The sequence below is a fragment of the Enterococcus sp. FZMF genome, assembly GCF_030263915.1.
GTDB lineage: Bacteria > Bacillota > Bacilli > Lactobacillales > Enterococcaceae > Enterococcus_D > Enterococcus_D casseliflavus.
This window is the reverse complement of the sequence record NZ_CP127160.1, coordinates 3,352,031-3,376,830: the sequence shown is the minus strand read 5'-3', so window position 1 is coordinate 3,376,830 and position 24,800 is coordinate 3,352,031. Positions and strand designations below refer to the sequence as shown.

The 24,800-nt window shown below is 45.3% G+C and carries 16 protein-coding genes, 8 tRNA genes, 3 rRNA genes and 1 other annotated feature; of the genes, 22 read left to right on the top strand and 5 right to left on the bottom strand.

What is annotated here, in order from left to right; all coding sequences use genetic code 11:
• Nucleotides 1-7: 7 nt before the first annotated feature.
• Nucleotides 8-709: an ABC transporter ATP-binding protein gene (locus tag QN079_RS16470; RefSeq protein WP_010748457.1), complete on the bottom strand. Its 702-nt coding sequence runs from the start codon at nucleotides 707-709 to the stop codon at nucleotides 8-10.
• 85 nt (nucleotides 710-794) lie between these two features.
• On the opposite strand from QN079_RS16470, the gene QN079_RS16465 reads away from it, so the two are divergent.
• Entirely contained in the window at nucleotides 795-1,421 is a 627-nt protein-coding gene (locus QN079_RS16465; protein WP_010748456.1) for a TetR/AcrR family transcriptional regulator, read from the top strand.
• A 71-nt stretch (nucleotides 1,422-1,492) separates the two neighbouring features.
• On the opposite strand, the gene QN079_RS16460 is transcribed toward QN079_RS16465, so the two are convergent.
• The 4 genes from QN079_RS16460 to croR all read right to left on the bottom strand — a co-directional run bounded on the left by QN079_RS16460 (nucleotide 1,493) and on the right by croR (nucleotide 6,760).
• Nucleotides 1,493-3,013, bottom strand: coding sequence for a polysaccharide deacetylase family protein (locus QN079_RS16460; RefSeq protein ID WP_289230167.1), 1,521 nt, complete (start codon nucleotides 3,011-3,013; stop codon nucleotides 1,493-1,495).
• A gap of 290 nt (nucleotides 3,014-3,303) precedes the next feature.
• Nucleotides 3,304-4,581: a serine--tRNA ligase gene (serS, locus tag QN079_RS16455; RefSeq protein WP_289230166.1), complete on the bottom strand. Its 1,278-nt coding sequence runs from the start codon at nucleotides 4,579-4,581 to the stop codon at nucleotides 3,304-3,306.
• Between the two features lie 57 nt (nucleotides 4,582-4,638).
• Nucleotides 4,639-4,837: a binding site (T-box leader), on the bottom strand.
• 35 nt (nucleotides 4,838-4,872) lie between these two features.
• A complete protein-coding gene (locus QN079_RS16450; RefSeq protein WP_005226244.1) occupies nucleotides 4,873-6,081 on the bottom strand; it encodes a sensor histidine kinase in 1,209 nt (402 codons plus the stop codon).
• Complete coding sequence (croR, locus tag QN079_RS16445) at nucleotides 6,071-6,760, bottom strand: response regulator transcription factor CroR (protein ID WP_008376963.1); 690 nt, start codon at nucleotides 6,758-6,760, stop codon at nucleotides 6,071-6,073. Before croR ends, QN079_RS16450 begins: the two co-directional genes overlap by 11 nt.
• 714 nt (nucleotides 6,761-7,474) lie before the next feature.
• On the opposite strand from croR, the gene QN079_RS16440 reads away from it, so the two are divergent.
• The 21 genes from QN079_RS16440 to QN079_RS16340 all read left to right on the top strand — a co-directional run bounded on the left by QN079_RS16440 (nucleotide 7,475) and on the right by QN079_RS16340 (nucleotide 24,786).
• A 16S ribosomal RNA gene (locus QN079_RS16440) occupies nucleotides 7,475-9,034 on the top strand.
• Between the two features lie 229 nt (nucleotides 9,035-9,263).
• A 23S ribosomal RNA gene (locus QN079_RS16435) occupies nucleotides 9,264-12,178 on the top strand.
• A gap of 79 nt (nucleotides 12,179-12,257) precedes the next feature.
• Nucleotides 12,258-12,373 (top strand): 5S ribosomal RNA (rrf, locus tag QN079_RS16430).
• The 16S, 23S and 5S rRNA genes sit together here with 8 tRNA genes alongside, the layout of an rRNA operon.
• Before the next feature lie 16 nt (nucleotides 12,374-12,389).
• Nucleotides 12,390-12,462, top strand: a tRNA-Val gene (locus QN079_RS16425).
• 3 nt (nucleotides 12,463-12,465) lie between these two features.
• Nucleotides 12,466-12,538: transfer RNA gene (locus tag QN079_RS16420), tRNA-Lys, on the top strand.
• 14 nt (nucleotides 12,539-12,552) lie between these two features.
• A tRNA-Leu gene (locus tag QN079_RS16415) sits at nucleotides 12,553-12,634 on the top strand.
• A 7-nt stretch (nucleotides 12,635-12,641) separates the two neighbouring features.
• Nucleotides 12,642-12,714 (top strand) — tRNA-Thr (locus QN079_RS16410).
• 10 nt (nucleotides 12,715-12,724) lie between these two features.
• A tRNA-Gly gene (locus tag QN079_RS16405) sits at nucleotides 12,725-12,796 on the top strand.
• Between the two features lie 18 nt (nucleotides 12,797-12,814).
• Nucleotides 12,815-12,900 (top strand) — tRNA-Leu (locus QN079_RS16400).
• A gap of 11 nt (nucleotides 12,901-12,911) precedes the next feature.
• Nucleotides 12,912-12,985, top strand: a tRNA-Arg gene (locus QN079_RS16395).
• Between the two features lie 30 nt (nucleotides 12,986-13,015).
• Nucleotides 13,016-13,089, top strand: a tRNA-Pro gene (locus tag QN079_RS16390).
• Nucleotides 13,090-13,192: 103 nt separating this feature from the next.
• Nucleotides 13,193-14,077 carry a ribosome small subunit-dependent GTPase A gene (rsgA, locus tag QN079_RS16385; protein WP_074934251.1) on the top strand — a complete coding sequence of 295 codons (885 nt, stop codon included), beginning with the start codon at nucleotides 13,193-13,195 and terminating at the stop codon, nucleotides 14,075-14,077.
• A 9-nt stretch (nucleotides 14,078-14,086) separates the two neighbouring features.
• The gene (rpe, locus tag QN079_RS16380; protein WP_289230165.1) at nucleotides 14,087-14,740 is read left to right on the top strand and encodes a ribulose-phosphate 3-epimerase; all 654 of its coding nucleotides are present in this window, start codon (nucleotides 14,087-14,089) and stop codon (nucleotides 14,738-14,740) included.
• Nucleotides 14,741-15,373 carry a thiamine diphosphokinase gene (locus QN079_RS16375; protein ID WP_289230164.1) on the top strand — a complete coding sequence of 211 codons (633 nt, stop codon included), beginning with the start codon at nucleotides 14,741-14,743 and terminating at the stop codon, nucleotides 15,371-15,373.
• A gap of 142 nt (nucleotides 15,374-15,515) precedes the next feature.
• A complete protein-coding gene (gene mreC, locus QN079_RS16370) occupies nucleotides 15,516-16,373 on the top strand; it encodes a rod shape-determining protein MreC (RefSeq protein WP_010748844.1) in 858 nt (285 codons plus the stop codon).
• Between the two features lie 2 nt (nucleotides 16,374-16,375).
• Nucleotides 16,376-16,885 (top strand): rod shape-determining protein MreD, encoded by a 510-nt coding sequence (gene mreD / locus QN079_RS16365; RefSeq protein WP_010748845.1) that lies wholly within the window; start codon nucleotides 16,376-16,378, stop codon nucleotides 16,883-16,885.
• Between the two features lie 185 nt (nucleotides 16,886-17,070).
• Complete coding sequence (locus tag QN079_RS16360) at nucleotides 17,071-18,423, top strand: C40 family peptidase (protein WP_289230163.1); 1,353 nt, start codon at nucleotides 17,071-17,073, stop codon at nucleotides 18,421-18,423.
• A 69-nt stretch (nucleotides 18,424-18,492) separates the two neighbouring features.
• Nucleotides 18,493-20,241: a PTS sugar transporter subunit IIBC family protein gene (locus QN079_RS16355; protein WP_353957175.1), complete on the top strand. Its 1,749-nt coding sequence runs from the start codon at nucleotides 18,493-18,495 to the stop codon at nucleotides 20,239-20,241.
• Nucleotides 20,222-22,252, top strand: coding sequence for a BglG family transcription antiterminator (locus tag QN079_RS16350; RefSeq protein ID WP_289230161.1), 2,031 nt, complete (start codon nucleotides 20,222-20,224; stop codon nucleotides 22,250-22,252). Before QN079_RS16355 ends, QN079_RS16350 begins: the two co-directional genes overlap by 20 nt.
• Nucleotides 22,253-22,264: 12 nt before the next feature.
• Complete coding sequence (locus QN079_RS16345; protein ID WP_005230245.1) at nucleotides 22,265-22,699, top strand: PTS mannitol transporter subunit IIA; 435 nt, start codon at nucleotides 22,265-22,267, stop codon at nucleotides 22,697-22,699.
• 314 nt (nucleotides 22,700-23,013) lie between these two features.
• Nucleotides 23,014-24,786 (top strand): PTS mannitol transporter subunit IIBC, encoded by a 1,773-nt coding sequence (locus QN079_RS16340; RefSeq protein ID WP_074536328.1) that lies wholly within the window; start codon nucleotides 23,014-23,016, stop codon nucleotides 24,784-24,786.
• Nucleotides 24,787-24,800 lie beyond the last annotated feature (14 nt).

Below are 24,800 nucleotides of genomic sequence, written 5' to 3'. Positions count from 1 at the left end.
GATCCTCCTACCAAACGATTTCATCGATCGAGATTGGATGAGGATTCTCTTCAATGGAACGGACAGTGGCATCGTTGATATGGATCACCCGATCGGCAATCGGGGCAATGGCGCTGTTATGGGTAATGATCAACACCGTATTGCCGTTTTTCCGACTGGCGTTTTGCAAAAGCTTCAACACTTGTTTGCCTGTTTCAAAATCCAGCGCACCGGTTGGTTCATCGCATAATAGCAGTTTCGGGTTTTTGGCTAACGCCCGAGCGATCGATACCCGCTGCTGTTCCCCACCAGAGAGCTGCGAAGGAAAGTTGTTTTTACGGTTTTCTAACCCGACTTGTGCTAAGACTTCATCAGGATCGAGTGCATTCGGTGAGACTTCTGTTGCCAATTCAATGTTTTCTTTCGCTGTCAGGTTCGGCACCAAATTATAAAATTGGAAGACGAACCCGACGTCTTTGCGGCGGTATTCCGTCAGCTGTTTGTCGTTAAACTTCGCGATATCGACATTGTCGATAATGATTTGTCCTTCATCTGGCGAATCCATCCCGCCTAAAATATTCAAAACGGTCGATTTTCCTGCACCACTGGGGCCAAGGATCACCACTAATTCGCCTTCTTCAATGGCAAAGGAAAGATCGTTGTTGGCAGTGATGGTGGTTTCGCCCATCTGATAGCGTTTATATTCATTCTTTACTTCAACATAACTCATTAATAAAGCCTCCATTTTTTAAACACGTGTTGATTTAATCACATGGTGTTAGTATACTAAGAAAGAAAAGTAAGAGCAATCCTCAATGCTTACCTATTTGTCATTAAATAGACAAATATTGATCAAATGTACAGAGAAAAGGGGAAACGATATGGTGGGGACTGTGGGGAATCGTCGAACGATCTACTCGAAAAAAGTGATCCGACGCGCCTTTCAGGAGTTATTGTTGGAAAAAGAGTACCGCAAAATCACGATCAAAGAGATTGCGGAACGAGCCGATATCAACCGAGGAACATTTTATAAATATTATAAGGATACGGCCGCGTTGTTGGAGGAAATCGAAGGGGAGCTTGTTGAGCAGATCGCATCGAACTTGCAGCAGGAAAATTTGTCATTGGATCTTTGGTTGGAAAAGCTGTTGACGATTTTGTATGAGAATCCTAGTACGACCCATTTGATTTTGTTGAACAACAGCCATTTGCTGAATCTTTTATTGTCAGAGATCAAACCGGAGACCTTGAAACGGTTTGCCCAATACTTTCAAGATGCTTCCGAGGAAGAATTGGAACTGTGTCTTAGCTTTTTTGTCTGCGGGTCTATCGGGTTGATCGAACGCTGGCTCAAAGATTTCTCAACGATGTCGCCAAAAGCTGTCGCTGAACTGTTGATCCAAATTTTTGTGACTAATGTATATGAGGATAAGAAGGGCTAAAAAAAGAGGGAACGATCCAATAACCAAAAAGGAACGCAGCAAGAGACAATTTGCTGCGTTCCTTTTTTTATTTAGTCAACGAGGCGCTCGTCGTTCATCCCAAAGTATTGATGCAATGGTTTTTGCCGTGCTTCTAATAATTGATCGACAGTCACGAATTCGTAGCCTTCGTTTTTGAGCAATTTAATGACTCCCGGTACGGCTTTCACAGATTTCGGGTGAATATCATGGATCAAGATCATGGCACCATTAAAGACATTTTGTTGCACCAAGGCATTGATCTTCTTCGGATCCTTCAATTTCCAGTCTTGAGAATCGATGTCCCATTGAATGATCGGCATGCCAATGGTTTCTGCGCTTTGTTTGTCGATAGCGCCATAAGGGGGCCGTAAATTTCTAGGTAGTAAACCCGTCGCATTATAAATGGCTTTGTTGGTTTTTGTGACTTCTGCCTGCAAATCTTCCGCTGAAAGAGTATTCAGCTGTGGATGAGAGTAAGAATGACTGGCGATCTCGTGTCCAGCTTCTTGGACTTTTTTAGCAGCTTGCGGATATTGCTCTACCATTTGTCCCAGCATAAAGAAGGTCGCTTTAACGTCATTTTCTTGTAAGATGTTCAACAGATCCATGGTGGAGGTACTGTTGGGTCCATCATCAAAGGTCAATGCCACGTATTTTTTATTGGGGTCTAAACTTGGCAAGGCATTGTTGAGTTGGTCAGCAGCCACGAGATCAGGATCAATGAATGGGGCGATCTCGCTGTAAGACAGGGTGATTTCCGTCGCTCCCGTCTGATTTTTTGGCAATTCGATGGTCAGCTTCTCTGGATCGTAAGTAAATTTCGAATCGAAGGTGATCCGCTCCATGGCCAAGACGGCGTCGATGATTTTGGCGGGTTCTTTGGCTTGATCCAGCAGTTTCTGCTGAATGACTTGTTGAATACCTAATAAGCTGCCTTCATCAGGAACCAGTTCTTTCAAAGACAATTCGGTTTGCGTCTTCTCTGATACGAAGATCGGTGCATCCGTTAGACTGTCCGCATCTTCAAAACGTCCGGTTTCTCGATTCCACACATAACTGTCGGCTTTCAATGAATAAGTAGACACCTTTGAAGCCGCTGCTTGTGCTTGGATGCGGGCAACGGTGACGACTTCTTTATTCGTTTGTTTTTTACGCAAGTGATCAGCGGCTTGTGTCAACCGTTCTTTGATATCTTTGATGGGAAATGTATCAAGGTCTTGCGGGCGGTAGATCAATTCTTTGGTTGCGCCTTTGGAGAGCACTTCAGGCGTTGTTTTTAACCCATTTTGACTTTGTTCTGCTTGGATTGATGCCAGTAATTTCTCCGCAGCCGCCTCATATTTTTCTTGGGCTGCGACTTCTTGCTGGTGTAACGTGTAAAGGACTGAGCCAGCCGTCGCGATCAAAACGATTAATAATAAGGCGAATAAGGAAAAAATTGCTTTTCGATACGGCTTCTTTCTCGAGGCTGGTCCTTTCGGTCTTTCTTCAGCTGACGCTGTTCGTTTTTGATTATTGTTTGGTTTCTTGTGCAAGTCACTCCGACGGGCATAGGTCTTTCGCTCGGGCATTGGTGAAGCTCCCTTCATTCCATCCTAAATTATGCCCACGTTACCATAAGTCACAGGTACTTTCAACGATCATGCCCGGTTTCTGATAGAGACTTAAAAAGATGAAGGGATTTTTCTAATTATTCATTTAAAAATTACAGCCTTGTTGCGTTGTTTCTCTTGCAAGAAATGATCAAGGGCGTTAGGGGGTCTTTTGCAACCACTATCTATTAGGTGAACTAGAAAACCCCTTCGTAACAGATCACGTGGAGTGACTGTTACGAAGGGGGTGCAATTAAGGGTACTAAGGCTTAGGCTTTTTCGATTTTTGTCAGTCCGCCCATGTAAGGAACCAGAACTTCTGGTACCGTTACACTGCCGTCTTCGTTTTGATAATTTTCAAGCACTGCGGCTACCGTCCGACCGACAGCCAGACCAGAACCATTTAGTGTATGCATGTAGTGAATCTTGCCCTCTTGATCGCGGTAACGGATCATGGCACGGCGTGCTTGGAAATCTTCACAGTTTGAGCAAGAGCTGATCTCACGATACATTTCCTGAGCAGGGATCCATACCTCTAAATCATAGGTCTTCGCCGCAGAAAAGCCCATATCTCCTGTACACAAGCTAAGCACTCGGTAAGGTAAGTTGAGTTTTTGCAAAATATCTTCGGCATTAGCCGTCATCTTTTCTAATTCTTCATAAGAATGGTCAGCATCACTGAATTTCACCATTTCAACTTTATTGAATTGGTGCAGACGAATCAAGCCGCGGGTATCACGACCAGCGCTGCCAGCTTCTGAACGAAATGATGGGCTCAAGGCAGTGAAGTAGGCAGGGAGCTGTTCTTGTTCTAAGATCTCCCCTTGATAGTAATTGGTCAAAGGTACTTCAGCAGTTGGAATCAAAGTCAAATCCGTGTCTGCCAATTGGAAAACATCTTCTTTGAACTTTGGAAATTGCCCCGTGCCAAACATTGCTTGGCTATTGACGATATAAGGGGTGATCATCTCGGTATAGCCATGCTCATAGACATGCTGATCCAGCATGAAGTTGTATAAGGCACGTTCCAAACGAGCACCTAAGCCTTTGTAGTAAACAAAGCGGCTGCCAGAAACTTTGGCACCCCGCTCAAAGTCGAGGATCCCCAACTCTTCTGCGATCTCCCAATGGGGTTTTGGTTCAAAGGCAAAGGCTTTTGGTTCTGCCCAGCGGCGGATTTCTACATTGTCGTCTTCATCCTTGCCCACTGGAACAGAATCATTTGGCAAATTCGGCAATGTTGTGGCGATCTCTTTGATGTCTTCATCAATTTGAGCGATCTCTTCATCCAATTGCTTGATTTGGTTGCCGACTTCTTTCATTTGGGCAATTTTATCAGCCGCGTCTTCTTTTGCCCGTTTCAAGGCAGCGATCTCACTAGAAACATCGTTGCGCAATTTCTTGCGTTCTTCCGTTTGGACTAAGAGTTCTCTGCGACGTTCGTCAAGCGTTAAAAAGCGGTCCAATACTTCTTTTTGCACGCCTCGTGTTGCGAGTTTGCTTTGTACTTCAGCAAAATTTTGGCGAATCATTTTTACATCTAACATAGTGATACATCCTCCTTTGATTTTTCCATAGAAAAAAGGCCATTCCGATCCCGTGTTGCTTGGGACGAAATGACCATTCGCGGTGCCACCCAAGTTCAGCTTGCGCTGCCCTTGCTGCTCGTATCGTGAGCCAACGATTTTTCTTTCGAAAAATACACGTTAAAGAACTGGATTCTATTTTTTCCAACACTGATTTTCACCAACCATCAGCTCTCTTTACTAGATGAAAAAAATATACTAGGTTCTGTGCCTTGATTATTTTCTTTAGCATACCCAAAAAATGTTGGGGCGTCAACCATAGGTTTGTGTGTTGGACAAATTGTTGCGCTTCAACGGGAGATGAATAATAAAGGACGTCCATTCTGGCGTTGATTTGGCATAGATATAGCCGCCATGTAAGGCGACGATGCTTTGAGCGATCGCTAGACCTAAGCCAGTTCCTCCTGTTTCTTGAGAGCGGGATTCTTCCACTCGGTAGAAACGGTCGAATAGAGAATCAAGGGCTTGCTTAGGGATCATCTGCCCATTGTTTTTGACGGTTAAGATCGCTTCGGTTCCGACTTTCTCGACCTCCATGCGGATCTTATCGGCGCCTTTGCCGTATTTCAAGGCATTTGACAGCAGGTTGTTGAAAACTCGTACCAGTTTTTCGGTATCGCCATCCATTTCGATATGCTCTGGACGGGTGTAGGTTTCGATCTTGATGCCTTTTCGGCTAGCTTCTAATTCAAAGTCCGCCGCCAATTGTTCAACCAGCTGGGCCATATCAAATTCCATCACATTAATGGGCACGCTAGGCTGACGCACTTTCGTGTATTCAAACAAATCATCGACGAGGGATTTCATTTGTTTGGCTTTGACATACGCCGTATGAGTATATTTCAGCAATTCTTCTTCCGAATGGTATTGTCGATCTTCAATTAGACCTAAGTAGCCGATGATCGAAGTCAATGGTGTCCGAATGTCATGACTGACATTGGTGATCAGCTCATCTTTGGATTGCTCGATCCGCCGTTCATCTTCGATCGCCGCCACCGTACTGTCGACTAAGCCATTGATATTAGAAACGATCCGACTTAAATCGCCCCGTAACTCGAAGGGGATGCGATGATCGTAGTTGCCTTCTGCGATAAAGTGCAGCTCGCTGATAATGTGACGTAGCTGCATTTGATGGTAACGTCGAATCAAACGCCAATATAAGACGATCACATCTAATAGGAAGAACATCGGTAGAATGAAGTTGCGACCACTGCGGAAGATATCTGTGTTGAAGGCAGCCGTGAACGCATTCTTTGATTCATAGATCGCTTCGACTAAAACCGGTGAGTTTTCTCGTATTGAGGTCAAGATGACCAAAATAGCGACATTTAATAGAAGTAAAAGAACAATCGTTACAATTCCTTCAGCAAATAACTCACTGATTTCCTTTGAGGTCAACGTGATCCGTTTCTTTTTTTCGATTGGTGTGTTGCGCTTTTTTTCAGTTGGTTTACTTCGCATCTATTTTGTAGCCGACCCCCCATACTGTTTGGATGACTTTTTCACCATCCGTGGCTTCTTCGATCTTATCTCGCAAGTGACTGACATGGACCATCACTGTTTTGGCAGAAACGACACTTTCTTGTTTCCAAACTCGTTCAAAAATCTCATCGGCGCTAAAGACACGGTTGGGATGCGATGCCAATAAGTAGAGGATGCCAAATTCTAATGCGGTCAATTGGATCTCATTGCCATCCACCGTTTTTACTTCATGAGAATCGCGGTTGATGATAAGGGAGCTTACTTCCAGAATCTCTGGTTGATTTGAAGCAGCCTGCATCTTGGTTCTTCTCAATAACGATTTTACCCGTGCCATGACTTCTAATGGATTGAAAGGTTTGGTGACATAATCATCAGCACCGGCGACCAATCCACGAATCTTATCCATATCGGTTGTTTTAGCGGTCAACATAATAATGGGGATTTGGGATTCTTTTCTCAATTCTTTGACGACTTGCATGCCGTCCATTTCAGGCATCATGATATCTAAGATCAATAGCTCGATATCAGAAGTGGTGCGAATCTTGGTCAGTGCTTCTTTTCCATCGTATGCTTTGACTGATTCATAGCCTTCATTGTGTAAGTAAATGCTTAATAGTTCTACGATCTCTTTGTCATCATCTGCTACAAGTATTTTCATACTGGGTCCTCCTAGGAACAATATTCTTTTCTCCATTTTAGCAAATATTCCACAAAATAGATAAAATCATACTTAAATTTATAAGAATGATAGGAATTAAGAAAACACAAAAAGGAAAAAGACGAACGATAGGCTAATAATAACGGAAAAAGTCCTTAAAAAAGGCGGAAATCACGGACTAAAAATCACGAATCATCTTTGGAAACGGAGTAACTAGAAACGTTGGTCTATCAATCATTTTATGGTTGACGAATAGCATAAGTCTTGGTATATTATTACATGTGCCAAATGACTAAATGAATTCCTAAAAAGAATTGAAAAAAGTAGTTGACGCACAGCTCGACAGATGATATTATAACGAAGTCGCAATTTTAAAACAGTTAATTGATGTTGATACATCAACAAAATTAATTAAAAAAGTTGTTGACAAATAACAAATCATTTGTTATTCTAATTAAGTCGCTGAGATAGCCGCTACGAAGTTGAAAAACAACGAGCGAAAAAAAACTTTTAAAAAAGAGTTGACAATCAAACGTCGCTCTGATATGATATAAAAGTTGCTAACACAGCACGGTAGACCTTTGAAAACTGAACAAAGCAAGCAAACGAACCAATGTGTAGGACGTTTCAATTTATTGAAACAAATACATGCAAGCAATAGCTAGCAAAGTTAATTTTTATGAGCTTAATGACCGTATGGTCATTCAAACAAATCATTATGAGAGTTTGATCCTGGCTCAGGACGAACGCTGGCGGCGTGCCTAATACATGCAAGTCGAACGCTTTTTCTTTCACCGGAGCTTGCTCCACCGAAAGAAAAAGAGTGGCGAACGGGTGAGTAACACGTGGGTAACCTGCCCATCAGAAGGGGATAACACTTGGAAACAGGTGCTAATACCGTATAACACTATTTTCCGCATGGAAGAAAGTTGAAAGGCGCTTTTGCGTCACTGATGGATGGACCCGCGGTGCATTAGCTAGTTGGTGAGGTAACGGCTCACCAAGGCAACGATGCATAGCCGACCTGAGAGGGTGATCGGCCACACTGGGACTGAGACACGGCCCAGACTCCTACGGGAGGCAGCAGTAGGGAATCTTCGGCAATGGACGAAAGTCTGACCGAGCAACGCCGCGTGAGTGAAGAAGGTTTTCGGATCGTAAAACTCTGTTGTTAGAGAAGAACAAGGATGAGAGTAAAATGTTCATCCCTTGACGGTATCTAACCAGAAAGCCACGGCTAACTACGTGCCAGCAGCCGCGGTAATACGTAGGTGGCAAGCGTTGTCCGGATTTATTGGGCGTAAAGCGAGCGCAGGCGGTTTCTTAAGTCTGATGTGAAAGCCCCCGGCTCAACCGGGGAGGGTCATTGGAAACTGGGAGACTTGAGTGCAGAAGAGGAGAGTGGAATTCCATGTGTAGCGGTGAAATGCGTAGATATATGGAGGAACACCAGTGGCGAAGGCGGCTCTCTGGTCTGTAACTGACGCTGAGGCTCGAAAGCGTGGGGAGCGAACAGGATTAGATACCCTGGTAGTCCACGCCGTAAACGATGAGTGCTAAGTGTTGGAGGGTTTCCGCCCTTCAGTGCTGCAGCAAACGCATTAAGCACTCCGCCTGGGGAGTACGACCGCAAGGTTGAAACTCAAAGGAATTGACGGGGGCCCGCACAAGCGGTGGAGCATGTGGTTTAATTCGAAGCAACGCGAAGAACCTTACCAGGTCTTGACATCCTTTGACCACTCTAGAGATAGAGCTTCCCCTTCGGGGGCAAAGTGACAGGTGGTGCATGGTTGTCGTCAGCTCGTGTCGTGAGATGTTGGGTTAAGTCCCGCAACGAGCGCAACCCTTATTGTTAGTTGCCATCATTTAGTTGGGCACTCTAGCGAGACTGCCGGTGACAAACCGGAGGAAGGTGGGGATGACGTCAAATCATCATGCCCCTTATGACCTGGGCTACACACGTGCTACAATGGGAAGTACAACGAGTTGCGAAGTCGCGAGGCTAAGCTAATCTCTTAAAGCTTCTCTCAGTTCGGATTGTAGGCTGCAACTCGCCTACATGAAGCCGGAATCGCTAGTAATCGCGGATCAGCACGCCGCGGTGAATACGTTCCCGGGCCTTGTACACACCGCCCGTCACACCACGAGAGTTTGTAACACCCGAAGTCGGTGAGGTAACCTTTTTGGAGCCAGCCGCCTAAGGTGGGATAGATGATTGGGGTGAAGTCGTAACAAGGTAGCCGTATCGGAAGGTGCGGCTGGATCACCTCCTTTCTAAGGAATATTTCGGAAGACTACACATCGTTTGCCTTTGTTCAGTTTTGAGAGGTTTACTCTCAAACAAAATTTGTTCATTGAAAACTGGATATCGAAGAAATAATCAAAACAAGTAACACACACCGAGTTGAAATGTTAAAAGAGTTTTTTAATAAGTTCAACGCTTATTTTCTTGAGCAACCTTCTATCGCTAGAAGAAGTACTCAAAACCGACCGTAAGGTCAAAGGTTAAGTGAATAAGGGCGCACGGTGGATGCCTTGGCACTAGGAGCCGATGAAGGACGGGACTAACACCGATATGCTTTGGGGAGCTGTAAGTAAGCTATGATCCAGAGATTTCCGAATGGGGGAACCCAGCATCTTTTATAGGATGTTACGTCTGCGTGAATACATAGCGCAGTCGAGGTAGACGCAGAGAACTGAAACATCTAAGTACCTGCAGGAAGAGAAAGAAAATTCGATTCCCTGAGTAGCGGCGAGCGAAACGGGAAAAGCCCAAACCAACAAGCTTGCTTGTTGGGGTTGTAGGACTCCGATATGGTAGTCTATTCAGATAGTCGAAATACTTGGAAAAGTATGTCAAAGAGGGTAAAAACCCCGTAGGCGAAATTTGGATAACACCTAGGAGGATCCTGAGTACGGCGGAACACGAGGAATTCCGTCGGAATCCGGGAGGACCATCTCCCAAGGCTAAATACTCCCTAGTGACCGATAGTGAACCAGTACCGTGAGGGAAAGGTGAAAAGCACCCCGGAAGGGGAGTGAAATAGATCCTGAAACCGTGTGCCTACAACAAGTTAGAGCCCGTTAATGGGTGATAGCGTGCCTTTTGTAGAATGAACCGGCGAGTTACGATAGCATGCGAGGTTAAGTTGAAGAGACGGAGCCGTAGCGAAAGCGAGTCTGAATAGGGCGAATGAGTATGTTGTCGTAGACCCGAAACCATGTGATCTACCCATGTCCAGGTTGAAGGTGCGGTAAAACGCACTGGAGGACCGAACCCACGTACGTTGAAAAGTGCGGGGATGAGGTGTGGGTAGCGGAGAAATTCCAAACGAACTTGGAGATAGCTGGTTCTCTCCGAAATAGCTTTAGGGCTAGCCTCGGAATTGAGAATGATGGAGGTAGAGCACTGTTTGGACTAGGGGCCCATCTCGGGTTACCGAATTCAGATAAACTCCGAATGCCATTCATTCATATCCGGGAGTCAGACTGTGAGTGATAAGATCCATAGTCGAAAGGGAAACAGCCCAGACCACCAGCTAAGGTCCCCAAATAACTATTAAGTGGAAAAGGATGTGGGGTTGCACAGACAACTAGGATGTTGGCTTAGAAGCAGCCACCATTTAAAGAGTGCGTAATAGCTCACTAGTCGAGTGACCCTGCGCCGAAAATGTACCGGGGCTAAATAGTTTACCGAAGCTGTGGAGTGCACCATGAGGTGCATTGGTAGGAGAGCGTTCTAAGGGCGTTGAAGGCAGATCGTGAGGACTGCTGGAGCGCTTAGAAGTGAGAATGCCGGTATGAGTAGCGAAAGACAGGTGAGAATCCTGTCCACCGAATGACTAAGGTTTCCTGGGGAAGGCTCGTCCGCCCAGGGTTAGTCGGGACCTAAGCCGAGGCCGACAGGCGTAGGCGATGGACAACAGGTTGATATTCCTGTACCCGTTGTTTTTGTTTGAGCAATGGAGGGACGCAGGAGGCTAAGAAGTGCAGACTGATGGATATGTCTGTTCAAGCAGTAAGTCTTGGTAGGAGTCAAATGCTTCTACCTATACGGACAAGCTGTGATGAGGAGGGAAATAATAGTACCGAAGCTTCTGATGTCACACTGCCAAGAAAAGCTTCTAGTGAGAAAACAACGGCCCGTACCGCAAACCGACACAGGTAGTCGAGGAGAGAATCCTAAGGTGAGCGAGAGAACTCTCGTTAAGGAACTCGGCAAAATGACCCCGTAACTTCGGGAGAAGGGGTGCTGCTCTAACGAGCAGCCGCAGTGAATAGGCCCAAGCGACTGTTTATCAAAAACACAGGTCTCTGCAAAATCGAAAGATGACGTATAGGGGCTGACGCCTGCCCGGTGCTGGAAGGTTAAGAGGAGTGCTTAGCGTAAGCGAAGGTACGAATTGAAGCCCCAGTAAACGGCGGCCGTAACTATAACGGTCCTAAGGTAGCGAAATTCCTTGTCGGGTAAGTTCCGACCCGCACGAAAGGCGTAACGATTTGGGCACTGTCTCAACGAGAGACTCGGTGAAATTTTAGTACCTGTGAAGATGCAGGTTACCCGCGACAGGACGGAAAGACCCCATGGAGCTTTACTGTAGTTTGATATTGAGTGTCTGTACCGCATGTACAGGATAGGTAGGAGCCGTAGAGATCGGGACGCCAGTTTCGATGGAGGCAATGGTGGGATACTACCCTTGCGTTATGGCCACTCTAACCCGCAGCCCTTATCGGGCTGGGAGACAGTGTCAGATGGGCAGTTTGACTGGGGCGGTCGCCTCCTAAAAGGTAACGGAGGCGCCCAAAGGTTCCCTCAGAATGGTTGGAAATCATTCGAAGAGTGTAAAGGCAGAAGGGAGCTTGACTGCGAGAGCTACAACTCGAGCAGGGACGAAAGTCGGGCTTAGTGATCCGGTGGTTCCGCATGGAAGGGCCATCGCTCAACGGATAAAAGCTACCCTGGGGATAACAGGCTTATCTCCCCCAAGAGTCCACATCGACGGGGAGGTTTGGCACCTCGATGTCGGCTCGTCGCATCCTGGGGCTGTAGTCGGTCCCAAGGGTTGGGCTGTTCGCCCATTAAAGCGGCACGCGAGCTGGGTTCAGAACGTCGTGAGACAGTTCGGTCCCTATCCGTCGCGGGCGTTGGAAATTTGAGAGGAGCTGTCCTTAGTACGAGAGGACCGGGATGGACTTACCGCTGGTGTACCAGTTGTCTCGCCAGAGGCATCGCTGGGTAGCTATGTAGGGAAGGGATAAACGCTGAAAGCATCTAAGTGTGAAGCCCACCTCAAGATGAGATTTCCCATTTCTTTAAGAAAGTAAGATCCCTGAGAGATGATCAGGTAGATAGGTCAGAAGTGGAAGGCCAGTGATGGTTGGAGCGGACTGATACTAATCGATCGAGGACTTAACCAAAAAGAAAAAACATGTAAACTCGTAGAGTTTTGATTCTTCGATCCAGTTTTGAGTGAGCAACACTTACTCAATTGAATAGTGTGGTGGCGATAGCAAGAAGGATACACCTGTAACCATGCCGAACACAGAAGTTAAGCTTCTTAGCGCCGATTGTAGTGAAGGGTTTCCCTTTGTGAGAGTAGGACGTCGCCACGCGTTTTTTTTACCTTATGGGGGTTTAGCTCAGCTGGGAGAGCATCTGCCTTACAAGCAGAGGGTCAGCGGTTCGATCCCGTTAACCCCCATATGAGTCGTTAGCTCAGTTGGTAGAGCATCTGACTTTTAATCAGAGGGTCACAGGTTCGAGCCCTGTACGACTCATAGTAATAACCTATGCGGGTGTGGCGGAATTGGCAGACGCACTAGATTTAGGATCTAGCGCCTTCGGGCGTGGGGGTTCAAGTCCCTTCACCCGCACTTCATTGCCGGCTTAGCTCAGTTGGTAGAGCATCTGATTTGTAATCAGAGGGTCGAGGGTTCAAGTCCTTTAGCCGGCATCAGGAATATGCGGAAATAGCTCAGTGGTAGAGCACCACCTTGCCAAGGTGGGGGTCGCGGGTTCGAACCCCGTTTTCCGCTTTGCCTTAGCAATTTTCAGCCGGGGTGGCGGAACTGGCAGACGCACAGGACTTAAAATCCTGCGGTGAGTGATCACCGTACCGGTTCGATTCCGGTCCTCGGCATTTCATAATATGCGCCCATAGCTCAATTGGATAGAGTGTTTGACTACGGATCAAAAGGTTAGGGGTTCGACTCCTCTTGGGCGCGTAGTCTTTTTATTTGTTTCATTTTTATTATCGGGAAGTAGCTCAGCTTGGTAGAGCACTTGGTTTGGGACCAAGGGGTCGCAGGTTCGAATCCTGTCTTCCCGATTTTTTGATGCCTGAAGCATTCGCTTCAGGCTTTTTTTGTGTTTTCAGCCAGTGAGAAGACCTGAAAATATGATACAATAGTAAAAAACGAGGAGGAAATTGTTTGAAGGGAAAAATCATCAAAGCGCTAAGCGGATTTTATTATGTGGCATCAGAAGATGAAATCTTTCAAACCCGCGCTCGAGGAAATTTTCGGAATCGAAAAATCACTCCTTTGGTGGGGGATGAAGTGATCTTTGAAAGCAGCAATCAAACAGACGGTTATCTTTTAGAGATCTTGCCGCGAAAAAATGAGCTGGTTCGACCGCCAGTCGCAAATGTGGATCAAGGGGTGGTCGTGACAAGTCTAGTTGAGCCGAACTTCTCCTATAACCTATTGGATCGCTTTTTAGTGACGTTAGAGTATGAGGGGATCGAACCGATCATCTTTTTGACAAAAGCGGATCTTGTGAAAGATCTTGCCGCAATGAAAGCAATTGAGGAGACCTATCAAGCAATTGGCTACCACGTGATCACGTCAAAAGCAGAAGGCGAAGATCTATTGGAACTTCAACGGTACTTTCCTGAGCGGATCACCGTCTTTATGGGGCAATCCGGTGCTGGAAAGTCGACATTGCTGAATCGGATCGTCCCAGAATTGGCATTGGAAACAGGAGTGATCTCAGAATCTCTCGGGCGGGGGAAACATACGACCCGTCATGTGGAGCTCTTGCCGATTTGTGATGGATTGGTTGCCGATACACCAGGATTTAGTTCGATCGACTTTTTGGAAATCGAAGCGGTGGAGTTACCCAAACTATTTCCTGACTTTTTAGCGGTAGCTGCCAACTGTCGTTTTAGGGAATGTATGCACCTTAATGAACCTGATTGTGCAGTTAAGCAGGGGGTTGCAGCAAATGAGATTGCCGAGACTCGTTATAAGAATTACGTGCAATTTTTAGAAGAGATTGAAAACCGACGTCCGGTTTATAAAAAGAAGAAAAAGTGAGGGAAAAGCATGATAAAACTAGCACCATCTATTTTAAGTGCCGATTTTGCAAATCTTCAAAGAGACATTGAGCTGGTAGAGCGCCATGGCGCAGATTATATTCACGTAGACGTGATGGACGGTCATTTCGTCCCTAATATTACCTTAGGCCCAAACATCGTTAAAGCGATTCGCCCAGTTACCAAACTGCCGTTGGATGTTCACTTAATGATCACCGAACCAGAAAAGTATATCCATGCCTTCGCAGAAGCTGGGGCAGATATCATTGGGATCCACGCGGAAGCAACACCTCATATCCATCGTGCGATCCAAATGATTGTGGCAGAAAATGTCAAAGCAGAAATCGTCATCAACCCAGGCACACCAGTATCAGCCATTGAACATGTTTTATCCATGTGTGATCAAGTGTTAGTCATGACGGTCAATCCAGGGTTTGGTGGGCAATCCTTTATTGAAGAATCACTAGAAAAAATTGCGGTACTGGCTGCTTTAAAAGAAGAAAAAGGCTACCATTATGATATCGAGGTAGATGGCGGGATCGTTCCTGAAAAAGCCAAACGTTGCCTGGAAGCAGGTGCAAATGTCTTCGTAGCAGGAAGCTATATTTACGATGCCGATGAACCTGCAGCACAAATCAGAGCCTTGAAAGAAGCTTTGCAATAAATGAAGATTTTGTTAGCAGCAGGGGGGCGCCCTGAAAATTGGCCACCGCTGATGACGTATGACAAATACATTGGGATTGATCGTGGGGCATTGTTTTTGCTTCAGCACCAACGGCCAGTCGATCTAGCGATTGGTGATTTCGACTCTTTGACCGCAGGCGAACTGCAAGCAGTCAAACAACAAGTCAACACAGTGATCCAAGCGCCTGCTGAAAAAGATGATACAGATACCCAATTGGCATTGGTGGAGACGTTGCGTCGCTATCCAGAAGCGCAAATCGACTTGATTGGTGCAACAGGAGGACGTCTCGACCATCTTTTAGCCAATCTATGGCTGCCTTTAGAAGATCGGTTTCGTCCATTTGCCCCAAATCTGCGTTTTTTAGATCGTCAAAATGTCGTTCAGTTCTTTTTACCAGGCACCTATCAATTGGAAAAAGAACCCGAGATGCAGTATTTGGCGTACTGCTGTTTGACGCCGGTAACAGATTTGACGTTGACAGGTAGCAAGTATTTATTAGAAAACGTCCAAGTGCCGTACCCAACTTCTTATGCCAGCAATGAATTTCTGAAACAAACAGCAGGTTTTTCCTTTAGCAGCGGGATGATAGCAGTCATTCAAAGTTGTGATTAAGAGACGGAACGTCTCTTTTTTTTGTTGAAAATTTCAGAAACTTAATTACAAAAAAAACATTAAGACGGTCAACTTAGCTTTTGTTTGCAGGGTATTAATGGTAAAATTGGAACTACAGTTTGGAATTATTTGAGGTGTCTTTGTGAAAAAGTTTAATCCTAATAAAAATATTATCATCACATTGATTATTGTGATTTTAGTTGTCACCGTATTAAGCGTGACGATCGCCCGCAGAGCTGCGGGAAACTCCACCAATGTTGTGCAATCAACGGTCAATGACTCCGTTGGCTTTATCGATAAAGTGATTACAGCGCCTTTTCGTTGGATCGAAAATGGGGCGAATTCAGTCAAAAACTTGTTTGTGACGTATGAAGAAAATGAACGTTTAAAAGAGAAATTGGACAGTTTTGATGAATTGGAACAAGCGAAGGACAATGCGCAAAGAGAAATCGATGCCTTGAAAGAAGAGCTAGAGCTGAATGCGACCTTGACGAATTATGAACGGATCTCCGCCAATGTCATCAATCGGTCACCTGATACTTGGCAAGATATGCTGATCGTGGATCGAGGCTCAAGAGACGGCGTTGAGGTCAACATGGCGGTCATGTCGCAAAAAGGCTTGATTGGTCGTGTAATAGAAGTCAATGCGGCTTCTTCTAAAATTGAACTTTTGACTTCTGAAAACCAGAATTCTAACCACTATCCGGTTCGGATCAGCGGCGAAGATGGGTCAAACTTTGGGATTCTAAGTAGTTACGATCAAAAAGAACGTTCCTTGGTCATTACCCAGTTGACAGGGGACAATGAGCTGAAGGAAGGCGATGTCGTGCAGACCTCTGGATTAGGAGGAAACTCGCCTGCCGACTTAGCGATCGGAACAGTGATCCGTACCACCAAAGATGAGTTTGGTCTTGATACCCAAGTATTTGTAAAACCGTATGCCCAAATGTATGATATTCAAGCAGTAACGATTATCAAACGCTTGGCAGGTGAGGAATAGCCATGAAAAAGCATGACTACATCAAATACCTGGCAGCGGGCGTCTTCTTTTTGATGATGCTGGCAGATGGACAACTGACGCGTTTTTTAGAAAAATGGACCCAAGACAATTATATCGCCAGTGCGCATCTTTTATTGATCGCCCTTTTATGTGGCGCGAAGTATTTGCCGAAAAACTTTTTGATCACCACGGCGCTTGTGATCGGTTGCCTTTATGACGTGTATTATGTCGGTGTGATCGGCATCTACACGGTGGCGTTTCCCTTGATCGTATGGATCATGTATATTTTGCAAAATACGCTTTATCAAAATGTATTTACCATGTTTTTCGGAATGATCATCTTTGTTACAAGCTTAGAAGTTGTGACGTTGGGCGTCCAGTTGCTATTTAAGATCGCCTCAGTTAGCACGTCATTCTTTGTTTCCCGCTTTCTAGCACCAACGCTTTTATTGAACATCATTTTGTTTATCCTTTTAGTCGTTCCATTCATGAAGCTATTCAAAGACGAATAGCTTCATTTTTTTTGCGTTTGACTGTATAAAAATAACAGCGATTGAAATGTTTTTGTAATATTCCTTTTATCTCTCTGACATACGGCTGTGTTACAATCACACTATCGTGAAGGACTTTAGGTATTCTTAAGCATTTATACATAAAAAAACCATATTAGGGGAAGCAACAGCCGGAGGAATGAAGAGTGAAAAAGCGAATTTTATCTTTATTGTTAGTAAGTTCAATTGTTCTTACTTCTGCAGCAGCACCGACACTTGTCTTTGCATCAGATTTTGACAATAAAATTGAAGAAAAAAATAAAGAGATCTCTGACTTGCAAAACCAGCAAGCGAGCATCCAGTCACAAGTAGCAGCACTTGAAAGCGACGTGGCTGCAATCAATGAAAAAGCCCAAACTTTGTTGCAACAACAAGGTGATTTGCGTGCGGATTCTGAGAAGTTGAAGCAAGAAATTGCTGATTTGAAAGTCAGAATCGAAAAGCGTGAAGAAGCGATCCAAAAACAAGCCCGTGACGTTCAAGTCAATGGTCAAAGTACGAACTTTATTGATGCAGTATTAGAAGCTGACTCTTTAACAGATGCTATTGGCCGTGTGCAAGCAATGACGACGATCGTCAATGCTAACAAAGATCTTGTGGATCAACAAAAGGCAGACCAAGAAGCAGTTGAAGCGAAGAAAGCAGAAAACGACGATAAATTGGCAGAAATCGCAGCGAACCAATTTGAGCTAGAAACACAATTAGGGGATCTACAAGCCAAACAAGCCGATTTAAATGTTTTACAAGCGGAATTGGCTGTTCAACAAGCATCTAAAGAAGATGAAAAAGCTGATTTAGAAAAACAAAAAGAAGAATACGAAGCAGAACAAGCACGCATCGCTGCAGAAGAAGCGGCGGCAGCCGCTCGTGAACAAGCAGCACAAGAAGCAGCGGCTCAAGAAGCGGCAGCAGCTGAAGCAGCTACTCAGGAAGCAGCATCAAGCGAGTCTTCAACGTCGAATTCAACGACATCAAACTCAACAACAAATTCTAGTACGACGACTGATACTACGCAAGGCAGTTCATCACAAGGTGGCGGTTCAACAAATACGACACCATCGACTCCTGCCAACAATAGCAATAACAACCAAGGATCGAACAATAGCGGCAATGGTGCAAGCAATACTCCTGCACCCGCACAAACGGTCAACGGTTCAGCAATCGTAGCAGAAGCAATGAAATACATTGGTACTCCTTATGTATGGGGTGGTACGACACCAGACGGCTTTGACTGTTCTGGCTTTACACAATATGTATTTGCTAAAGTTGGGATCTCATTACCACGGGTAACTTACGCACAAGAATTTTCTGGTACGGTGATCTCGATCAATGAAGCAAAAGCTGGTGACTTGTTATTCTGGGGTAGCCGCGGAAGCACACACCACGTGGCGATCGCTATGGGTAACGGACAATACGTTCATGCACCAACACCAGGTCAAAATGTTTCTGTTAGCAGTTACTCTTATTACTCACCAGATTTCGCGGTACGCGTAAACTAAATCAATTGAAGCTATTTCAAAAGCTGGCGTTTGACGTCAGCTTTTTTTGATTTCTGTTTTAAAAAACGTATGCTTTTTTTGTTTTCAGTCTTGCCAGAACATCTTATAATAGAGAAGAGAAAGGAAGCGGATAAAATGAACAAGACCTCGTCTTCCAGAGAAAAAATGATAACGGTTAAGTTTTATACGAATTATCTTTCTCGCATGATGATGCCGAATTTAAGTATTTTTATTGCGTGGATGCTGATTTCATTCCTGCTGCCTTTTTTCTCAGTCGATCAACAAGTGATCCAGCAAATGGAACAAGGAGTCTTGACTGTGCTGCTGCCCCTCATGATCGCCTATACAGGTGGGCAGATGTTGGCGCCTGAACGAGGTGGGGTCGTAGGAGCAGTGGCGGTCTTAGGGGCTATTCTCGCAACGGATATTCCCCAGGTCTTTGGGGCGATGCTGCTGGGACCGCTAGCGGGCTGGCTATTGTACCGCAGTGATTCGATCGTGAGCAAAGTCAAAAGTGGCTATGAGATGCTGGTGCGCAATTTTATTGCAGGTGCGTTTGGCGGACTCCTCTTTTTAGGCAGTTACTTCCTATTGGCGCCGCTTTTTAATTGGTTCAGTCTCGGCAGCTATCAGCTCGTTGATTATTTTGTTCAGCAAAACGTCTTGCCCTTTATTCATATCATTGTAGAACCATTGAAGGTTTTGTTCTTTAATAATATTGTCAACCATGGTCTATTTACACCGCTAGGGATCGAAGCAGCGGCACTCAATGGTCAGTCGGTTTTATTTTTGATCGAGGCCAACCCCGGTCCAGGATTAGGGGTCTTAGCGGCGTATCTTTTTTTTGGTTCAAAGCGAAACCGAACGAATGCCGCAGCATCCGTTTTTGTGCAGGCTATTGGTGGGATTCATGAAGTGTATTTCCCGTTTGTTCTGCTCGATCCTTGGGTGTTGCTCGGTCCGATCATTGGTGGTTTCAGTGGCACGCTGATCTTCCAATTTTTAGGGGTAGGCTTAAGAGCGCCTGCGTCTCCGGGCTCGATCTTAGCGATTTTACTCAATACACCGCCGTCTATGATCCTAGGTGTCTTAGCTGGGATTATCGTCAGTACGGTCGTATCGTTTGCGATCGCTAGTGTGCTGTTAAAACGGAAGTCCAATACAGAAAATGAGGAGCGTAAGATGCCGAAAATGAAGAAAGTCACGGAGATCGTCGTGGCCTGTGACGCAGGGATGGGGTCCAGTGCGATTGGTGCCAGCATACTAAAAAAACAGTTACAAGAAGCCCAGCTAACGTTTCCTGTCCGCTATCAATCGATTTATCGTGTGATCGATGATCCCGCGCTTTTGGTGATCACCCAACGGGAATTAGCAGCTATTGCCCAAAAGCAGACACCACACGCACAGCATTATGTGTTAGATAATTTTTTGGCGGCTGATGAGTATGCCCCGCTGATCCTAGAATTACAAAGAAGAGAACAGGATCCGCAAAAATCGCTGCAAACCGAGGCAGCAAGTTCGTTAGGATTTTCAACGATCATCTTTTTGTATACTGGAAAAAAACGCGGTTCACAAACGATGGCAGTGGAGATACTAAGCAAAATGGCCCGCCAACAAGCGCTGTCTTTGACCATCAAAAAAATGGCGTATGAAGGACAAGCTCTTGACCCTACGGCAGTCTATATCCTCCCGAAAGAACTTGCAGAAAAGTGCCCGATCCCAGATGTTCCTTTGCTGGTGGTGGATGATTTATTGACGACAGATGCGTATCGTCAGTTACTGACAGAAGGAGTCGACTATGTTTTTGACCAATCGTGAAACACTTTTATTAACGGAATTGATGAACAGTACCGGTCCAGTTTCTTTAGATCGCATGATGCAAGTCTTAAAAGTCAGTAAACGAACGGTGTACCGTGAACTGGCTAATTTAGAAAAATCGCTGGAAACAGTAGGAGCTACCTTAGAGAAGGTCGGTCGTGGTCATTTCCAAATTTTTGCATCAGAAACGAGCATTCGCCAATTGCAAGAAGCCATTATGGCAGATACCGATCAAGAATTCGCGGCTAGTGAGCGACAACATCGTATTTTGCTGCAACTGACTACCGCCACGAAGCCTGTATCTAGTCATTTCTTCTTGGATCGCTACCAAATCAGCAATACGACGTTTTTTTCAGATATTAAACAGCTAGAAGAAAGTCTCGCACGGCTGCCGTTAAGGATCGTGCGCAATCAAGGGTATGAGATCGAAGGCTCCGAAAAATATCGGCGGTTGATCACAGCCAATACACTAGTGATGGAGATCAATGAGTACCAATTTTTCCATTTGCTGGAAACCGATGATGAAGCCCCGTTTATTTTTCAATTTCTGTCCCGTGACCATCTATTGCTAGCCCAGCGGCTGATTCGAGAAACCATCGAGCCGCAGTTCAAGGAACTTAGTGACCGCAAATTGGCGTTTATCGTCTTGATGCTGGCGCTAGCCATGGATCGGGTAGCTTTGGGCTACACTGTGGAAGAAGAGACGTACCCGAGTCAGATCAACAAAGACTTGCTGAAGGTGGCGAAAAAGATTTTTGCTCAGATCGCCGAAAAGACGAAACTGCTTTATTCCATCAACGAAATCGTCTTTTTTGCCGTGTTACTAGGTGATTTTGCTAATTCCTTTGATCGTGATTTTTTTGATGACAATTTTGATACTGACTTGGCTTATCGTGTGAAACGCTTGATCGAATTGGTCAGTGAGCAAACGGAAGTGGCGTTTTATGAAGACACGAACTTGTATAAAATGCTGCTGACCCATATCTCAGGAGTGATGACGCGGGCGATTTTAGAAGAAGATCATTTGAACAACCCTATCCTAGAAAAAATCATGAACCAGTATGTCGAGATCGCCAGCGGGATTCGCAATCATCTGCCGCAGGTCTTTTCGCAGCAGCAGTTCTCGGAAGAAGAAATCGCCTATATGGTCCTGCATTTTGCCAATTCGTTGGAAAAAAATCCGAAAGTGTTAGAAGTCAATATTGCAGGGATCTCTCCTAGCGGATTAGCCTCCATCAGTTTATTAGAGATGCAGCTGCGGAAACATTTTCCCTTTATCAATCAAATCACCTTCTTTCGAGTGGGAGATGTCAAACGGGAAAATATCGAGGAGACCTATGACTTGGTGATCTCGACTTCCTTGCTGCCAGGGTATCAAGGAGAGTACAAACTCGTTTCACCGATCCTGCTAGAAGAAGATATTCAAGAGTTGAAGAAGGCCTTCCAAGCCATTAGTCAGAAAAAACGTTCCGCAAAAAAAGCACCCTCTGCTTTGGTCAAAGAGGAATCCTATGAAGCGGTCTTGGCTTTTATCGAAGCCATTAACCAGCTATTGGCGCTGTTTCAAGTGCAAGCCATTGATAACCCAGCAGACTTGGAAGAAACGTTGCAGCTGGTGCTGACGTCTTTTGATGAACATGTTGTTTTGGATCGTGAGAAAGTCGTTGATCGTCTCTTACGGCGCTACTTCCAAGCGCCAGTGGGCATTCCTGACACTCACTTTGCCTTGTTTCACGCGGCGAGCTCGGCGATCCTGCAACCAGTTTTTCGTATTTTCGACTTGAAACAACCTTTGCCTCTTTTAGCGATGGATAAAAAAGAAATCGCTGTTACCCGTTTATTAGTCATGCTTGCGCCGTATCCTATCAATGAAACAAGCTCTCAGATGTTAGGAAAAATCAGTGGTTCGATCATTATGAATGATCTAAATACGGAGATTTTTAATTCGGGCAATGATTCGATTATTTATCAGTTGCTCTCTTCGCTCTTGATTGAAGAAGTAAAACAATAGGAGGGATCAGCGATGTATATTCCACAGGAGCGGATTTTGTTGGATCAACACTTTACCGATGCCACAGAGGCTCTGACAAAAATTGGCGAGTACTTAGTCAACCAGGAGATCGTTTCCTTGCCCTATGTCAAAAGCCTTTTGCGTCGCCATCAAAAAACAGGTGTTTACATCGGTAACTTTGTGGCATTGCCCCATGCGGAAGAAGAAGCCCAGCAATGGATCAAGGAAGAAGGACTCTTTTTGATCCAAGTGCCTGATGGCGTCGACTTCGGCACGAAGGAGCAGCCTAAAATCGCTACGATCCTTTTCGTAGTCGTCCTAAAAGAGCAGCAATTAGCTGTTTTGCAAGAAATCGCCTTTTTTTGTTCTGATATGCAAAATGTTCGGGTGCTTAGTGATGCCGAATCGGTTGAAGAGATCCAACAGATTTTGCTGGCAGAAGAATAAACGATCAGCAGCAGACTGGCTTGCAACAAGAGCAGCGAACGAAATAAATGAATGAGCTGCCTCCGTGTACTTGCTCTTTCTACCTTGTGTAGAAGGAGTGAGTACACGTTTTTTTTTGCGTTTTGGCAAAATCCAAAAAAATGCTCCACGTGAAACATAATAAAAATAAGCGAGTGCAGGGGCTGCTCGCCTTTTTTTTGTTCTATCCGTTTGGCTACAAGTTTTGGCACAGTTTTTTGTGCCAAAGTACGACTTTCGAGCTTTTTGGGAAGCGCCTACAATAAGGTTGTAAGCAGACGAGAGGAGAGAAAAAAATGGAACAGACACAAAAAGCAGCCAAATCATCAGTCAAAGCAAAAGTTCAAAAATTAGGCAGTACGTTGTCGAGTATGGTGATGCCGAATATCGGCGCATTGATTGCATGGGGTGTATTAACGGCATTATTTATTCCAGATGGGTATTTACCAAATGAAGCCTTTGCAACGATGGTCGGTCCAATGCTAACGTATTTGATCCCAATCTTGATCGGGTATACTGGCGGGAAAGTGATTGCTGGTGACCGCGGAGCCGTGGTTGGGGCGATCGCAACGATGGGGGTCATCGTCGGAACGGATATCCCAATGCTATTGGGTGCGATGATCATGGGTCCTTTAGGCGGTTGGGTCATCAAGAAATTTGACGAGATCTTCCAAGACAAAGTTCGCGCTGGCTTTGAAATGTTGGTCAACAACTTTTCATCAGGTTTGATCGGTTTTGCCTTAGCATTACTGGGCTTTGTAGCAATCGGGCCAGTTGTGAACACCTTGACAGAAGCAATGGCAGCAGGGGTCGAAGTGATCGTCAATGCCCACTTGATTCCATTAGCCAATATCTTTATTGAACCAGCAAAAATCTTATTCTTAAACAATGCTATCAACCATGGAATTTTGACGCCACTTGGTACTGAGCAAGTCAGCGAATTTGGGAAATCGATCCTTTACTTATTAGAAGCCAATCCTGGACCTGGTTTAGGAGTCTTGCTAGCCTTCACTTTCTTCGGAAAAGGAGCAGCGAAATCTTCGGCACCTGGAGCGATCATCATTCACTTTATCGGTGGGATCCATGAGATCTACTTCCCATACGTCATGATGAAACCATTGATGTTCTTAGCCGTGATTGCCGGCGGTGTATCAGGAAGCTTTACCTTCCAATTGCTAGGTGCAGGCTTACGGGCACCTGCTTCACCAGGTTCGATCATTGCGATCTTAGCAATGACGCCATTCAACTCGGTGATGAGTGTCGTTTCTGTCTTAGCGGGAATTGCCGTAGGAGCAGGCGTATCCTTTATCGTCGCTGCCGCGATCTTGAAAGCGGATGCGAAGGATACGGTGGATAATTTTGAAGAAAAAGTACAACAAACGCAAGCAGCAAAACTCAGCTCAAAAGGCTTGGCGGCTCAACCAATGACTGGCATCAATCGTATCATCTTCGCATGTGATGCAGGCATGGGCTCCAGTGCTATGGGGGCATCGATCTTACGGAAAAAAGTCAAAGAAGCGGGTCTTCCACAAAATGTTTCTAATTCCGCCATCAACAATTTGACGGACGATGCCAATACGCTGATCGTCACTCAAGAAGAATTGCAAGAACGTGCCAAACAAAAAGCGCCAAATGCGACCTTTGTCGCGGTTGAAAATTTCCTGAACTCTCCACGGTACGATGAAATCGTAGCCACATTGTCAGGGACTAAGACAGCGGGGGAGACAGCAAAAAAGTCTGAAGCAGGCAACCAGATAGATGTTCCTTCCGCCAATGACCTTAAGCAAGTCAGTGAAATCATTTTGGCCCACGATGATCGCAAAGGTTCGGCAACGATGGCTCAGAAAGTTTTCCAAGATCTTTTAGCCAAAGAAGCTCTGACGATGCCAATCAGAAAAAGCCATATCAATGATCTCCATGCCAACGCCTCTTCACTGGTGATCACAAAAGAAGCCCTAACACCGCAAGCGCAAACGTCAGCGCCAGAAGCGATCCACCTATCTGTCAATAATTTGATGGGAACGACGAACTATCAACGGATCGTGGCATCGATCAAAGCAGCGAATTAAGAAAGGATGAGCCG